At 72.4% G+C, this 12,344-nt stretch carries 10 protein-coding genes; 6 read left to right on the forward strand and 4 right to left on the reverse strand.

The features are described from left to right. Positions 1 to 138 precede the first annotated feature (138 nt). Positions 139 to 1,521 carry an FAD-dependent oxidoreductase gene (locus ACWGH1_RS04160; RefSeq protein WP_453354713.1) on the forward strand — a complete coding sequence of 461 codons (1,383 nt, stop codon included), beginning with the start codon at positions 139 to 141 and terminating at the stop codon, positions 1,519 to 1,521. A 157-nt stretch (positions 1,522 to 1,678) separates the two neighbouring features. Here the strand turns inward: ACWGH1_RS04160 and hemE are convergent, their stop codons facing one another. Beyond that, positions 1,679 to 2,743 (reverse strand): uroporphyrinogen decarboxylase, encoded by a 1,065-nt coding sequence (gene hemE / locus ACWGH1_RS04165; protein WP_453356589.1) that lies wholly within the window; start codon positions 2,741 to 2,743, stop codon positions 1,679 to 1,681. A 91-nt stretch (positions 2,744 to 2,834) separates the two neighbouring features. Between hemE and ACWGH1_RS04170 the strand changes: the two genes are divergently transcribed. The 5 genes from ACWGH1_RS04170 (at position 2,835) to ACWGH1_RS04190 (ending at position 9,509) form a co-directional block, all read left to right on the forward strand. Continuing rightward, on the forward strand, positions 2,835 to 3,491 hold the full coding sequence (locus tag ACWGH1_RS04170; protein WP_453356590.1) for a DUF3000 domain-containing protein: 657 nt from the start codon (positions 2,835 to 2,837) through the stop codon (positions 3,489 to 3,491). A 270-nt stretch (positions 3,492 to 3,761) separates the two neighbouring features. Continuing rightward, positions 3,762 to 4,424 carry a response regulator transcription factor gene (locus ACWGH1_RS04175; RefSeq protein WP_365616641.1) on the forward strand — a complete coding sequence of 221 codons (663 nt, stop codon included), beginning with the start codon at positions 3,762 to 3,764 and terminating at the stop codon, positions 4,422 to 4,424. A gap of 136 nt (positions 4,425 to 4,560) precedes the next feature. Then, the gene (locus ACWGH1_RS04180) at positions 4,561 to 5,835 is read left to right on the forward strand and encodes an HRDC domain-containing protein (RefSeq protein ID WP_453357777.1); all 1,275 of its coding nucleotides are present in this window, start codon (positions 4,561 to 4,563) and stop codon (positions 5,833 to 5,835) included. Between the two features lie 321 nt (positions 5,836 to 6,156). Continuing rightward, entirely contained in the window at positions 6,157 to 7,383 is a 1,227-nt protein-coding gene (locus ACWGH1_RS04185) for a thiolase family protein (protein ID WP_453356722.1), read from the forward strand. Next, complete coding sequence (locus ACWGH1_RS04190; protein ID WP_453356721.1) at positions 7,380 to 9,509, forward strand: 3-hydroxyacyl-CoA dehydrogenase NAD-binding domain-containing protein; 2,130 nt, start codon at positions 7,380 to 7,382, stop codon at positions 9,507 to 9,509. The genes ACWGH1_RS04185 and ACWGH1_RS04190 overlap by 4 nt, the downstream gene beginning before the upstream one ends. Before the next feature lie 85 nt (positions 9,510 to 9,594). Here ACWGH1_RS04190 and ACWGH1_RS04195 read toward each other — a convergent pair whose 3' ends face one another. Genes ACWGH1_RS04195 through ACWGH1_RS04205 form a run of 3 tightly spaced genes read right to left on the reverse strand, consistent with a single transcriptional unit; the run spans position 9,595 to position 12,330 of the window. Next, complete coding sequence (locus ACWGH1_RS04195) at positions 9,595 to 10,866, reverse strand: phosphodiester glycosidase family protein (protein WP_453353607.1); 1,272 nt, start codon at positions 10,864 to 10,866, stop codon at positions 9,595 to 9,597. Next, the gene (locus ACWGH1_RS04200; protein WP_453353606.1) at positions 10,850 to 11,566 is read right to left on the reverse strand and encodes an Ig-like domain-containing protein; all 717 of its coding nucleotides are present in this window, start codon (positions 11,564 to 11,566) and stop codon (positions 10,850 to 10,852) included. Before ACWGH1_RS04200 ends, ACWGH1_RS04195 begins: the two co-directional genes overlap by 17 nt. Then, positions 11,563 to 12,330, reverse strand: a complete 768-nt coding sequence (locus tag ACWGH1_RS04205; RefSeq protein ID WP_453353605.1) for a rhamnogalacturonan acetylesterase — start codon at positions 12,328 to 12,330, stop codon at positions 11,563 to 11,565. The genes ACWGH1_RS04200 and ACWGH1_RS04205 overlap by 4 nt, the downstream gene beginning before the upstream one ends. Positions 12,331 to 12,344: the final 14 nt, after the last annotated feature.

Here is a 12,344-nt window from a genome sequence, read left to right on the forward strand (position 1 = left end):
CACATCGTCGCAGACCGATCAACGGGGCCGGACGCCTCCTCCCCGGGTCCGGCGGCCGGGAACGGAACACGCATTCGGCCGTTCGCCCGTAGCGTGTCCTGCACGTGACGGTGGCGCAGGCGGAGGACGGTGCGGACGATGGCAGCGGAACGACTGGTGGTGGTCGGCGGCGACGCGGCGGGGATGGCCGCCGCTTCCCAGGCCCGGCGGTTGAAGGGACCGGCGGAGCTCACGATCACCGCGTTCGAGCGCGGGCACTTCACCTCGTACTCGGCGTGCGGCATCCCGTACTGGATCGGCGGACGGGTCAGCGACCGGGACGACTTGATCGCCCGCACCCCGCAGGAGCACCGGGCCCGGGACATCGACCTGCGCACCCGCACGGAGGTCGTCGAACTCGACCTCGCCGGGCAGCGGGTCCGCGCCCGGGACCTCGAATCGGGCGCCGAGGAATGGACGGGGTACGACAAGCTCGTGCTGGCGACGGGCGCCCGCCCGGTCCGCCCGCGGCTGCCCGGCATCGGCGCGCACGGGGTGCACGGGGTGCAGACCCTGGACGACGGGCAGCGGCTGATGGACACCCTGGAGCGGACCGCGGGCCGCAGGGCGGTCGTGGTCGGGGCCGGCTACATCGGGGTGGAGATGGCGGAGGCCCTGGTGGTGCGGGGCTACGAGGTGACCGTGCTGCACCGGGGGGAGCAGCCGATGGCCACCCTGGACCCGGACATGGGCGCGCTGGTGCACGGCGCGATGAACCGCATGGGCATCCGTACGGTGGCCCGGGCCGAGGTGGCGAAGATCCTCACGGACGAGGAGGGCCGGGCCGTGGCGGTGGCCACGGCGTCGGGTGCGGAGTACCCGGCGGACGTGGTCGTGCTGGGCATCGGGGTCGAGCCGCGTACCGCCCTGGCCCGGGCGGCGGGGCTGCCGCTGGGCGAGTCGGGCGGGCTGCTGACGGACCTGTCGATGCGGGTCCGGGGCCACGAGAACATCTGGTCGGGCGGCGACTGCGTGGAGGTCCTGGACCTGGTGGCGGGCCGCAACCGGCACATCCCGCTGGGCACGCACGCCAACAAGCACGGCCAGGTGATCGGCTCGGGCGTGGGCGGCGGCTACGCGACGTTCCCGGGGGTGGTGGGCACGGCGGTGAGCAAGGTGTGCGAGCTGGAGATCGCGCGTACGGGCCTGCGCGAGAAGGACGCGCTCTCGGCGGGCCTGCGCTTCGTGACGGCGACGATCGAGTCGACCACCACGGCGGGCTACTACCCGGGCGCGGCGAAGATGACGGTCAAGATGCTGGCGGAGCGCCGTACGGGCCGGCTGCTCGGCGTCCAGATCGTCGGCGGCGCGGGCTCCGCGAAGCGGGTGGACATCGCGGCGGTGGCCCTGACGGCGGGGATGACGGTGGACCAGGTGGTGTCCCTGGACCTCGGCTACGCACCGCCGTTCTCGCCGGTCTGGGACCCGATCCTGGTGGCGGCCCGCCGTGCGGTCGGCGCGGTGCGGGCGGCGGACGCGTAGGCGGCCCTGCGGGGCCGGCGCCTCAACCGCCGGCGGGGCTGGTCCTTCCAGCCCGTCCGGCGTTTGAGGACCGGGTCCGGGCGGAGCCCGGTGAACGGAGGAAGGGCGGGGCCGGGCCGGCTCCGCGCAGCGGTCCCTCCGCTCCGCCCGGACAGGACTAGCGCTGCGTGCGGGTGTGGACGTAGTCCACGAGGCGGGTCAGGGCGTCCGGGTCCGTGGTCGGCAGGACGCCGTGCCCGAGGTTGAAGACGTGGCCCTCCAGGCCGGCCGCGGCCGCCAGGACCTCGTCCGTCTTGGCCCGCACCGCGTCCTCGGTGGAGAACAGCACCGCCGGGTCCAGGTTGCCCTGGAGCGCCTTGCCGGGGCCGACGCGGCGGGCGGCCTCGTCGAGCGCGACCCGGTAGTCGACGCCCACGACGTCCGCGCCGGCCTCGCCCATCAGGCCGAGCAGCTCGCCCGTGCCCACGCCGAAATGGATGCGCGGGACCCCGTACGAGGCGACCGACTGCAAGACCTTCGCCGACGCCGGCATCACCGAGCGCCGGTAGTCCGCCGGGGCCAGCGCGCCGACCCAGGAGTCGAAGAGCTGGACGGCCGAGACGCCGGCCTCGATCTGGACCTTGAGGAACGCGGCGGTGATCTCCGCGAGCCGGTCCAGCAGCTCCGCCCAGAGCTGCGGGTCCCCGTACATCAGGGCCTTGGTGTGCTCGTGGTTCTTCGACGGGCCGCCCTCGACCAGGTAGCTCGCGAGGGTGAAGGGCGCGCCGGCGAAGCCGATCAACGGCGTGGAGCCCAGTTCACCCGTGAGCATGCCGATCGCCTCGGTGACGTACGAGACGTCCTCGGGGGTGAGGTCGCGCAGCTGTGCGAGGTCCTCGCGGCGGCGGATCGGCTGGGCCACGACCGGGCCGACGCCGGGCTTGATGTCCAGGTCGACGCCGATGGCCTTCAGCGGCACCACGATGTCGGAGAAGAAGATCGCCGCGTCCACCTTGTGGCGCCGCACCGGCTGGAGCGTGATCTCGGTGACCAGGTCGGGCCGCATGCAGGACTCCAGCATGGCCGTGCCCTCGCGCACCTTGCGGTACTCGGGGAGGGACCGCCCGGCCTGCCGCATGAACCACACCGGGGTGTGCGGCACCGGCTCCCGCCGGCACGCCTTCAGGAAGGCGGAATCGTACGTCTGACTCGGCTGGCCCGTCGGGCGGTGGATGGCGCTCACGAGCCAAATCTTCGCACGTATGAAGAAGTGCCCGGCCCGGTGCGGGTGTCCCTGCGCCGCACGGGCGCTCGTTCCGCCTAGTCTTCCCCGCATGGCTGCGGCTCAGGGACGATTTTCAGATGGCGCTGACGGTGCGGACAGCGCGAAGGAGAGCTCCGTCCCGCTCCCGTTCCGGCGGGCGGTCGACGGCTTGAAGAAGGCGCGGCTGCGTTCCGGCATCGAGATCGAACCGACCAAGCCGCCGCAGCGACTGGCCCCGCACGCCTACGCGCTGGAGGCCGCGGTCGTCGACGGCGAGGACGACCTCGCCGACGGCCGGCTGATCCTGCTCCACGATCCGGCCGGGCACGACGCCTGGCAGGGCACCTTCCGGCTGGTGACGCTCGTACGGGCGGAGCTGGAGCCGGAGATGGCGGCCGATCCGCTGCTGCCGGAAGTGTCCTGGTCCTGGCTGACGGGGGCGCTGGACGCGCGCGGGCTGACGTACGGGGAGGCGAGCGGGACCGTCACGATGGCGAGCTCGCACTACTTCGGCGGGCTCGCGGAGCGGCGTCCGGCCACCCAGATCGAGATCAGGGCCTCCTGGACGCCCCGCGAGGGGGTGGGCGGGGTGCCCGACACCGCGGCGCACCTGTCGGCCTGGTGCGAGCTGCTGTGCCAGATCGCCGGGCTGCCGCCGGTGGGGCCCACGGACTCGGGCACCGGGGTGGTCTCCCTGCCACAACGGCGCGGCCCGCACCACCCGTAGCCGGGGGCCGGACGGCCCACCGGGCGGACGGCGGGGCGACCGGGGGGCCGCGCCGGAGCGCCGGACGGTCGTAAAAGGGCGCTCCGTGCGGCCTTCTGATCATCGCTTGATCGATCACCCGTCCGAATTGCCCGAATTGTTACTCACCAAATCGTGATCATTCCCTAAAGCCGGGCGGGTGACGTGCCGAAAGAGTCAGTGACCATCAGCACGGTGCGACCGGCTTCCTTCCCCGAGCCGGACGCCCCGCCACTCCCCCAGGAGGCCTAGGTGTCCGTTCTTCTCGAGCAGCCCGCAAGCCTGGTCGCCTACCGCCCGAACAAGCCGACGGCCATGGTCGTCGTGGCCGACCCGCGCGTCCGTTCCACCGTGACCCGCCATCTGTGGGCCCTCGGAGTACGTGATGTGATCGAGGCGTCGTCCATCGCGGAGGCCCGCCCCCGCGTCAGCAGCCCGCGCGACATCTGCGTTGCCGACGTACACCTGCCCGACGGCTCCGGTCTCACCCTGCTCTCCGAGACCCGCGCCGCCGGCTGGCCGAACGGCCTGGCCCTGTCCGCCGCCGACGACATCGGCGCCGTACGCAACGCCCTCGCGGGCGGAGTCAAGGGCTACGTCGTCACCGGCACCCGGACCAACATCGGGCTCCCCACCCGTCCCGGCGCCGCCCCCATCGGCGCCGCGGCCGCCCGTATGCACCGCCGCCCCCCGGGTGCCCCGAGCCACCCGGGCGGCTACCGCGAGCTCTCCGGCCGCGAGGTCGAGGTACTGCGCCTCGTCGCGGAGGGCCAGTCCAACAAGGCCATCGGCGTATCGATGGGCCTGTCCGCCCTGACCGTCAAGTCCCACCTCGCCCGGATCGCCCGCAAGCTGGGCACCGGCGACCGAGCCGGGATGGTCGCCGTCGCACTGCGGACCGGGATCATCCACTGACCCCGCCCGGAGGCTCCTGGGCGACGTCCCGGGGAACCCCCGGGAAACGTCCGCGCCGCACCCCCGCTCCACTCCCGCGCCCGTCGACGGAACGTTCCGGCGACGGGCGCGTCACATCCACGGATACCCTTGAGCGGTGACCGACGCCCAAGAGACCGCAGCAGACCTGCGCACCACCACCGGGGGCGGCCCCCCGGACGACGTCGAAAAGGCGCCGATTCCCTTGCTCGAACCCCGCGAGGGGATCCCTCCGGTGGTCGCCGACGAGGACGCCCTGGCCCGGGTGGTCGCGGCCTTCGCCGCGGGCACCGGACCCGTCGCCGTCGACGCCGAACGCGCCTCCGGGTACCGCTACGGCCAGCGCGCGTACCTGGTGCAGCTGCGCCGCGAAGGTGCCGGATCGGCGCTGATCGACCCGGTGGGCTGCCCCGACCTGTCCTCGCTGGGCGACGCCCTGACCGGTACGGAGTGGATCCTGCACGCCGCCACCCAGGACCTGCCGTGCCTGCGTGAAATAGGCATGACCCCCACCTCCCTGTTCGACACCGAGCTGGCGGGCCGGCTGGCCGGCTTCCCGCGGGTCGGACTGGGCGCGATGGTCGAGGGCGTGCTGGGCTACGTGCTGGAGAAGGGCCACTCCGCCGTCGACTGGTCCACCCGGCCGCTGCCCGAGCCGTGGCTGCGGTACGCCGCGCTCGACGTGGAGCTGCTGGTGGACCTGCGGGACGCGCTGGAGAAGGAACTGGACCGGCAGGGCAAGCTGGAGTGGGCCCGCCAGGAGTTCGAGGCCATCGCCTCGGCGCCGCCCGCACCGCCGCGCAAGGACCCGTGGCGCCGTACGTCCGGCATGCACAAGGTGCGCCGGCGCCGGCAGATGGCCGTCGTACGGGAGCTGTGGGAATCGCGCGACCGGATCGCCCAGCGCCGCGACGTGTCACCGGGCAAGGTGCTGGGGGACGCCGCGATCGTCGAGGCGGCCCTGGCACTGCCCGCGAACGCCACCGCGCTGTCCGCGCTGCCCGGCTTCGGGCAGCGGATGGGGCGCCGGCAGCTGGAGCAGTGGATGGCCGCGGTGGACCGGGCGCGGGCGCTGCCCGAGAGCGAGCTGCCGCAGCCCGGGGCGACCCCGGCCGGCCCGCCGCCGCCGCGGTCCTGGGCGGACAAGGACCCGGCCGCCGCGGCGCGGCTGTCGGCGGCCCGCGCGGCCGTCTCCGCATTGGCGGAGGGGCTGAACCTGCCGCAGGAGAACCTGATCGCCCCGGACACGGTCCGCCGGCTGTGCTGGGAGCCGCCGCAGCGGCTGGAGCCGGAGGCGGTGTCCGAGGCCCTGACCGGCTACGGCGCCCGCCCCTGGCAGGTCGAGCAGGTCACCCCGGCCCTGGTCGAGGCCCTCACGGCGACCGCGGCCTGAGCCTCCCGCCCCGTACGGATGTCCCGAGAGCCCCCGGCCGCCCGGCCGGGGGCTCTCCGCGTCCCCGCGGCGCCGGGCACTACACGGGCAGGGGCGAGTGGTTGTCGGCGTTGTCCACGTAGTAGCTGCCGCCCGTCAGCCCGGGGTCTGTGGCTGCGTCCCGTCCTCCGACCGGCCGCCGCCCGAGTGTGACCTTCGCCGCTGTTCGGGGTGGGGGTGTGCACATTGGTTACCCGCAAGTAGCATGGGCCGGGTGAGCGGCCGCTCAGTGAGCGGCGCACACGCGCAGTAGTGCCATCCCGCACCTGGAGGAGAGCCAACGTGCCTCGTACCGTCAGGGACGTCGTCTTCGTCGACGGCGTCCGCACCCCGTTCGGCAAGGCGGGCCCGAAGGGCATCTACCACGAGACCCGCGCCGACGACCTCGTCGTGAAGGCGATCCGGGAGCTGCTGCGCCGCAACCCGGACCTGGACCCGAAGAAGATCGACGAGGTCGCCATCGCCGCGACCACGCAGATCGGCGACCAGGGCCTGACGCTGGGCCGCACGGCCGGCATCCTCGCCGGTCTTCCGCAGTCGGTCCCGGGCTATTCGATCGACCGCATGTGCGCCGGTGCGCTGACCGCCGTGACCGCCGTCGCGGGCGGCGTGGCCTTCGGTGCCTACGACGTCGCCCTCGCCGGCGGCGTCGAGCACATGGGCCGCCACCCCATGGGCGAGGGCGTCGACCCGAACCCGCGCTTCGTCTCCGAGAAGCTGGTCGACGAGTCCGCCCTGTTCATGGGCATGACCGCCGAGAACCTGCACGACCGGTACCCGACGATCACCAAGCTCCGCGCCGACGAGTACGCCGTGCGCTCGCAGGAGAAGGCCGCCAAGGCGTACGCCGACGGCAAGATCCAGCAGGACCTGGTCCCGATCTCGGTGCGCAACACCAACGAGGCGGTGGGCGAGACGGGCTGGGGCCTGGTCACCTCCGACGAGCCGATGCGCCCGGGCACCACGCTGGAGAACCTGGCGAACCTCAAGACCCCGTTCCGTACCCACGGCCGGGTCACCGCGGGCAACGCCGCCGGTCTCAACGACGGCGCCACCGCCGCGATCATCGCGTCCGAGGACTTCGCCCGGGAGAACAACCTCCCGGTCAAGATGCGCCTGGTCGCGTACTCCTTCGCCGGTGTCGAGCCGGAGGTCATGGGCTACGGCCCGATCCCGGCCACCGAGAAGGCCCTCGCCCAGGCCGGTCTGACGATCGACGACATCGGTCTCTTCGAGATCAACGAGGCGTTCGCGGTCCAGGTCCTCGCCTTCCTGGAGCACTACGGCATCGCCGACGACGACGCCCGGGTGAACCAGTACGGCGGCGCCATCGCCTTCGGTCACCCGCTCGCCTCCTCGGGCGTGCGCCTGATGACGCAGCTGGCCCGCCAGTTCGAGGAGCAGCCGCACGTCCGCTACGGCCTGACCACCATGTGCGTCGGCTTCGGCATGGGCGCCACGGTCATCTGGGAGAACCCGAACTTCAACGCCGAGGGAGACTCCAAGTGAGCACCACCGCTGAGCTCCTGAAGGGTGCGGCCGAGCTGTTCCCGGACGAGGTCGTGACCCAGGCGCACGTGCGCCACCTGGACCTGCCGTTCGGCGCCGGGCGCTTCGCGCTCATCACGCTGGACAACGGTTTCGACCACACCAAGCCGACCACCTTCGGCCCGCAGTCCCTCGCCAACCTGAACGCGGCGATCGACCAGGTCGAGCAGGAGGCCACCGCCGGCTCCATCGTCGGCGCGGGCATCACCGGCAAGCCGTTCATCTTCGCGGTCGGCGCCGACCTCAAGGGCGTCGAGCTGCTCAAGAACCACGACGAGGCGCTCGCCATCGGCAAGGGCGGCCACGACGTCTTCAAGCGGCTGTCGGCCCTGGCCGTCCCCACCTTCGCGTACTACAACGGTGCGGCGATGGGCGGCGGCGTCGAGGTCGGTCTGCACTGCACCTACCGCACCGTCTCGAAGGCCATCCCGGCCTTCTCCCTCCCCGAGGTCTTCCTCGGCCTGGTCCCCGGCTGGGGCGGCTGCGCCCTGCTGCCGAACCTGATCGGCCCGGAGCGCGCCGTCTCGGTGATCATCGAGAACTCGCTGAACCAGAACCGACAGCTGAGGGGCAAGCAGGTCTTCGAACTCGGCATCGCGGACGCGCTGTTCGAGGGCGCGGACTTCCTGGAGCAGTCGCTGCTGTGGACCGCCCGCGTCCTGAACGGCGAGACCGAGGTCGTCCGCGCCGAGATCGACCGCGGCGACGCCTGGGACGCGGCCGTCGCCAAGGGCCGCTTCATCGCGGACTCCAAGGTGCACGGTGCGGCCCCGGCCGCCTACCGCGCGCTGGAGATCATCGCGGCCGCCAAGGACGGCGACCTCCAGGCCGGTTTCGACGCCGAGGACAAGGCGCTGGCCGACCTCATCATGGGCGGCGAACTGCGCTCGGGCATCTACGCCTTCAACCTGGTCCAGAAGCGCGCCAAGCGCCCGGCCGGCGCCCCGGACAAGTCCCTGGCCCGCCCGGTCACCAAGGTCGGCGTGGTCGGCGCGGGCCTGATGGCCTCGCAGCTGGCGTTGCTGTTCCTGCGCCGCCTGGAGGTGCCGGTGGTCCTCACCGACATCGACCAGGAGCGCGTGGACAAGGGTGTGGGCTACGTCCACGCCGAGATCCAGAAGCTGCTCGGCAAGGGCCGCATCAACCAGGACAAGGCCAACCGCCTGACCGCCCTGGTGACCGGTGTCCTGGACAAGGCCGAGGGCTTCGCGGACGCGGACTTCATCATCGAGGCCGTGTTCGAGGAGATGTCCGTCAAGCAGAAGGTGTTCGCGGAGGTCGAGGCGGTCGCCCCGGCGCACGCGATCCTCGCCACCAACACCTCGTCGCTGTCGGTGTCGGAGATGGCCTCCAAGCTCCAGCACCCGGAGCGCGTGGTCGGTTTCCACTTCTTCAACCCGGTCGCGATCCTGCCGCTGCTGGAGATCGTCCGCGGCGAGCAGACCGACGACGCCTCCCTGGCCACCGCCTTCGGCGTCGCCAAGAAGCTGAAGAAGACCGCGGTCCTCACCAAGGACGCCCCGGCGTTCGTGGTGAACCGCATCCTGACCCGCTTCATGGGCGAGATCCAGAACGTCATCGACGAGGGCACCCCGGTCGAGACCGCGGAGAAGGCCATCGAGCCCCTCGGGCTGCCGATGTCGCCGCTGGTGCTGCTGGAGCTCGTCGGCCCGGCGATCGGTCTGCACGTCTCCGAGACCCTGAACCGCGCCTTCCCGGAGCGCTTCACCGTCTCCCCCAACCTCAAGCGGGTCGTCGAGGCCGGCAAGCGCGGCTTCTACGTCTACGATTCCGGCAAGCCGGAGCTGGACCCCGAGGTCGCCGCCCTCCTGGTGCAGGGCGACTCGGTCCTGACCGAGGAGCAGGTGCGCGACCGCGTCCTGGACGCGGTGGCGCAGGAGATCGGCCTGATGCTGGAGGAGGGTGTCGTGGCCGAGGCCCAGGACATCGACCTCTGCCTCATCACGGGCGCCGGCTGGCCCTTCCACCTGGGCGGCATCACGCCGTACCTGGACCGCGAGGGCGTCTCCGAGCGGGTGAACGGCAAGAAGTTCCTGGCTCCCGGCCTGGCGAGCGTCCCGGCGTAACGGGTCACCCGTCGCGCGGACGGCCGATGCCGCACCACCCCGGCGGGGGTGGTGCGGCATCGGCCGTTGTCGGCGGTCGCCGCGCTCAGTGGTCGAAGAGCGCCAGTGCGTTGGCCACGGGCCGTTCCGTGACCGGCTGCCCCTCGGTCTCCCGGGGCCTGTTGCGCAGTTTCCCGCCCACGACCATGGTCGTGGATCCGCCGCCGTCGATGCCGACGGCGTTCTCGGCGCCGAGCGAGGCCATGAGGTCGGCGGCCTCGCTGAGCGTGGCCCCGGCGCTGACTCCGGATTCCCGGCCGTCGATCGTCACCAGCAGGAGGGTGCCGTCCGCGGTGACTCCGGCCGCCGTGCGCGGGGCCCTCCTGGTGAGCGCGGCGTCTTCCCCGAGCGCGGACACCCCGTCACGCAGCAGCCGGTAGCGTCCACCGACCGCCGTCTCGACGGGCCCGGGCACCATCCGCCCCGTCGGGTCCTTCATCTGCACCGAGCGCGTGATCACACTGCCCTTGGGTGCGTGGGTGCGCAGCCAGTCGACGCCGGACCCGATCGCGTAGAGCGTGCTGCCGTTCCTGGGCACGTTCCCGCCGGCCGGTTTGCGTACGCTCACCACCCGGCCGTCGGCGTCGAGCACCGCCTCCAGGCTGCCCGGGGGGCCGGCCGGAGTGCGCTCGCCCCACTCCTGCGTGAACGCCACGAGCTCGCTCGTGTCCGTGCACAGTCCGCCGTACGGCTCCTGCATCGGTTCTTCGGTGTCGGACAGCCGGTCGCCGCCGGCCCCTCCGCAGCCCAGTACGCGGCCCGGGACCCGGTTGAAACCGTCCAGTTCGTGGCCTTCACCGTCGTCCGACCTCACCTGGTCGTCGGTGGTGATCTCGTCGACCCGGGCGTCGAGCCGGCCGCCGGTGTAGCCGAGGAGCAGGGCCGGCCGGCCGTTCGTCGCCTCGCTGAGCACCTTGCCGCCCTCCGTGTAGAGGCCCAGCGGATCGCCTTCGTAGCCGCCGTAGTACTTGCCGGTGTGGATGTCGAAGTAGGAGGCGTTGACGGCGGCCAGCGCCCCGGCCGACTCGGCCATCTTCCGTACCGTCTCGGCGCGGGCGAGGTTGCCGCCGTGCAGGCCCCCCACCCGGGCCCGGGCGTCGGGGGCGATGGCCAGCACGTGGATGTGCGAGGGCGAGCGGCCGTCGAGTTTCCGGACGAACGCGCTGTACGAGACGCCCTGGGGCAGGGAGACGTCGTGGAGCTGCTCCTCCGAGGAGTTCCGGCCGTCCGGGGTGCCCGTCAAACCCGAACAGCCCGTCAGGGCGAGGGCCGTCGTCAGGACGACCGCCAGGGTGGTCCTTCTAGCCGTGGAAGACATTCAGCGCCCCCGGGGACGTGCCGAGGTCACCGATGTGGATGACCACCTCGGACGGATGGGTGTGCCCCGCGAGATCCTCGTAGGTACAGGTGAACCAGTCGTATCCCTGGAAGGACGCCGGTGCCTGGTAGGTGACCGACCCGTCGGGGGCGCAGCTGAGCATTCCGCGACGGGCGGGGGAGACCGCGCTCAGTTTCAGTCCGTCGGCGGTTCCTCCGGGGAGGGTGACGTGTGCGCCCGGGGCGAGGAGCAGGGGCCGGCCGGGGATCACCCGGCGGCGCACGTGGAAGCCGCGGTCCTCGATACCCGCGGAGGGGAGGAGCTTCTCGCCCTGGGCGGTCATGAGGCCGACCACGACGCGCGGCATCACGACGGAGCCGTCCGGGGCGTCGTCCCGCACCCTGACCACGCAGGTGGCGGTGATCGCCTGGGTCTCCGGGGCGAAGGCGGCGTACCGGCCGTTGGGCAGCCGGCGCAGTTGCTGCAGGTCCTCCAGGATCACCGCGTCGCCCAGGTCCTCGCCCAGGAGGTAGCCGTACGTCCGGTAGGCCCCGCCACTGGGCGTCACCGTCATGGCGAGCTGGAACCGCTGCCCGGGTACGAGCGCGAGCGCCGGGTCGGCGGTGGCCGCCAGGTCGAGCACACCCCCGTACGGGCCCTGCGCGACCCAGGCACGGACCAGCGGGAACCAGCCGCTCATCGCCTGCCTCCCGTGGTCCGGGTCTTGGTCAGGTACGCGAAGGCGGCGTCGTCGATGAACTCCACGGCCTGGTCGGGATCGAAGGCCGTCTCCAGGTTCCGGAAGCAGGCGGCCGGCAGCAGGACCCGCGCCCGCAGCTCGCTCGCGACGAAGCGGGCACACTCGATCGCGCCGGCGGCCCGCAGGTGGGTGTTGTCCGCCACGCCCTCCGGGTAGTTGGGGTGCTCTCCCGGTGCCAGGTGGAGGAAGATCGCCCTGGTTCCTTCCGGGCCGGCCTGCCGCCACCAGGCGACACTCCACTCGTTCAGGTCGATCAGCGGCACGGACAGCCGCACGGCCACCTCGCGCATCGCGGCCGGGTACAGGTGCAGCGGTCGGCGCATGTTGCCGAAACGGTCGAACACCCGCCGCTCGTGGGGAGTGACGAGCACCGGGTGCGCGCCCCGGTCCCGCGCCTCGTCCACGTAGTGCCGCAGATTGGACTGGAACCCCTCGAAGGGCGCGGCGAACACGTCCTCCTCCGGCTTCATGTCGTTGAGGCCGAAGGAGATCAGCAGCAGATCGCCGGGGGCGATGTGCTCCAGGATCCACCCCAGGCGCCCGCGCTGCACGAAGCTCGTGCTGCTCGCTCCGGCCCGGGCGCAATTGATCACCTCGGGCCCCTGGAGGAACAGGGGCAGGGTCTGGCCCCAACCGGCCATGGGGGCCCTGCTGCGCTGGCGACCGCACACAGTGGATTCGCCCGCCAGGAATACCGACGTCATGGTGCGACTGTCAC

The sequence above is a fragment of the Streptomyces sp. NPDC054883 genome (genome assembly GCF_053610645.1).

Coding starts and splice junctions, on each gene's coding strand:
- ACWGH1_RS04160 (WP_453354713.1), top strand. CDS start 139: ATGGCAGCGGAACGACTGGTGGTGGTCGGCGGCGACGCGGCGGGGATG.
- ACWGH1_RS04195 (WP_453353607.1), bottom strand. CDS start 10,866: ATGTCTTCCACGGCTAGAAGGACCACCCTGGCGGTCGTCCTGACGACG.
- ACWGH1_RS04200 (WP_453353606.1), bottom strand. CDS start 11,566: ATGAGCGGCTGGTTCCCGCTGGTCCGTGCCTGGGTCGCGCAGGGCCCG.
- ACWGH1_RS04170 (WP_453356590.1), top strand. CDS start 2,835: ATGGCTGCGGCTCAGGGACGATTTTCAGATGGCGCTGACGGTGCGGAC.
- ACWGH1_RS04205 (WP_453353605.1), bottom strand. CDS start 12,330: ATGACGTCGGTATTCCTGGCGGGCGAATCCACTGTGTGCGGTCGCCAG.